Origin of the sequence: Pseudomonas sp. 34 E 7 (assembly GCF_900005715.1) — a bacterium.
Taxonomy (GTDB): Bacteria; Pseudomonadota; Gammaproteobacteria; order Pseudomonadales; family Pseudomonadaceae; genus Aquipseudomonas; species Aquipseudomonas orientalis_A.
The window spans coordinates 1-2348 of the sequence record NZ_CVTX01000175.1 but is presented as its reverse complement, the minus strand read 5'-3'; the positions used below and the strand labels follow the sequence as shown (position 1 = coordinate 2348).

General features: G+C 62.0%; 2 protein-coding genes. Both read right to left on the bottom strand.

What is annotated here, in order from left to right:
• Window positions 1-413: 413 nt before the first annotated feature.
• Window positions 414-1526, bottom strand: a complete 1113-nt coding sequence (asd, locus tag BFP96_RS23960; protein ID WP_057721535.1) for an aspartate-semialdehyde dehydrogenase — start codon at window positions 1524-1526, stop codon at window positions 414-416.
• A 64-nt stretch (window positions 1527-1590) separates the two neighbouring features.
• A partial coding sequence (gene leuB, locus BFP96_RS23955; RefSeq protein WP_065937134.1) for a 3-isopropylmalate dehydrogenase occupies window positions 1591-2348 on the bottom strand: 758 nt, incomplete at its 5' end.

The window sequence follows — 2348 nt, the reverse complement described above, 5'->3', positions numbered from 1 at the left end:
CAAGAGCCCTTTGGTTACTTTGGGGCTTTTCCAAAGTGACCCGCCGTCAGGGCGGAACCCTAAGCAGCCGTTACCGCAGAAACGGATATGTACTAGGTCCAATCCAACATCCTGGTCGGCTCTGAGGCCGCCATCGGGGGCAAGCCCCCTCCCACAGTTGAGCCAGGATCGACACAAAATCCTGGTCAGCCCAGAGGCCGCCATCGGGGGCAAGCCCCCTCCCACATTTGCACCGGGATCGACACAAAATCCTGGCCAGCCCAGAGGCCGCCATCGGGAGCAAGCCCCCTCCCACATTTGAATGCATTCACACATCCCCCTGTGGGAGGGGGCTTGCCCCCGATGAGGCCCTGGCAGGCAACAAAAAACCCGCGCCTGTCACCAGAGCGCGGGTTCCCAGGAACAAGCAGCAATCAACGCTCGAGCAAAATCCGCAGCATGCGTCGCAACGGCTCGGCCGCGCCCCACAACAGCTGGTCGCCAACGGTGAACGCGCCGAGGAACTGGCTGCCCATGTTCAGCTTGCGCAAACGGCCCACCGGTACATTCAGGGTGCCGGTGACCTTGGTCGGGCTCAGCTCCTGCATGCTGATATCGCGGTTGTTCGGCACCAGCTTGACCCAAGGGTTGTGCTGGCTGATCAGCCCTTCGATATCGGCGATCGGCACGTCTTTGTTCAGTTTGATGGTCAGCGCCTGGCTGTGGCAACGCATGGCACCGATACGTACGCAGATGCCGTCCACCGGGATCGGGTTCTTGAAGCGACCGAGAATCTTGTTGGTCTCGGCCTGGGCCTTCCACTCTTCGCGGCTCTGGCCGTTCGGCAGTTCCTTGTCGATCCACGGGATCAGGCTACCGGCCAATGGCACGCCGAAGTTTTCGGTCGGATAAGCTTCGCTGCGCATGGCGTCGGCCACGCGACGATCAATATCCAGGATCGCGCTGGCCGGGTCGGCCAGTTGATCAGCAACCGCGGCATGGGTCGCGCCCATCTGCTTGATCAGCTCACGCATGTTCTGCGCACCGGCGCCGGACGCCGCCTGATAGGTCATGGCGCTCATCCACTCGACCAGGCCGGCCTCGAACAAGCCGCCCAGGCCCATCAGCATCAGGCTGACGGTGCAGTTGCCGCCCACATAGTTGCGGGTGCCGGCGTCCAGCTGCTGGTCGATGACCTTGCGGTTGACCGGGTCGAGGATGATCACGGCATCGTCCTGCATGCGCAGGCTCGATGCGGCGTCGATCCAGTAGCCCTGCCAGCCGGCTTCGCGCAGCTTGGGGAAGACTTCGCTGGTGTAGTCGCCGCCCTGGCAGGTCAGAATCACATCGAGGGTCTTGAGCTCTTCAATGCTGTAGGCATCCTTGAGCGGCGCAATATCCTTGCCCACGGACGGCCCTTGGCCACCCACGTTCGACGTGGTGAAAAACACCGGCTCAATAAGATCGAAATCCTGCTCTTCCAGCATCCGCTGCATGAGCACGGAACCGACCATACCGCGCCAACCGATCAGACCTACACGTTTCATCGCAACTACACCTTGTTAAAAAGTGGGCCGCCTTGCAGCGACAACTGCAAGCGGGCCCGAGAGATTACAGATTCCGCAGCGCGGCGACTACAGCATCGCCCATTTCTTGCGTACCCACGCGGGTGCAGCCCTGCGACCAGATGTCGCCGGTGCGCAGGCCCTGGTCCAGCACCAGGCTTACGGCCTTCTCGATCGCGTCGGCCGCATCGCTCAGGTTGAAGCTGTAACGCAGCATCATCGACACCGACAAAATGGTCGCCAACGGGTTGGCAATGCCCTGGCCTGCGATGTCCGGTGCAGAACCGTGGCACGGCTCGTACATGCCCTTGTTGTTTGTGTCCAGGGAGGCCGACGGCAGCATGCCGATGGAACCGGTGAGCATCGACGCCTGGTCGGACAGGATGTCGCCGAACAGGTTGTCGGTGACGATCACGTCGAACTGCTTGGGCGCACGCACCAGTTGCATGGCGGCGTTGTCGACGTACATGTGGCTGAGCTCGACGTCCGGGTAGTCCTTGGCGACTTCTTCGACGATCTCACGCCACAGTTGGCTGGAAGCCAGTACGTTGGCCTTGTCCACCGAGCAGACCTTCTTGCTGCGCACACGGGCCATGTCGAAACCGACACGGGCGATGCGGCGGATTTCGCTCTCGCTGTACGGCAGGGTGTCGTAGGCCTGACGCTCGCCATTTTCCAGCTCGCGCACGCCGCGCGGCGAACCGAAATAGATACCGCCGGTCAGCTCACGCACGATCAGGATATCCAGGCCCGCAACCACTTCCGGCTTGAGGCTCGAGGCGTCGGCCAGTTGCGGATAGAGGA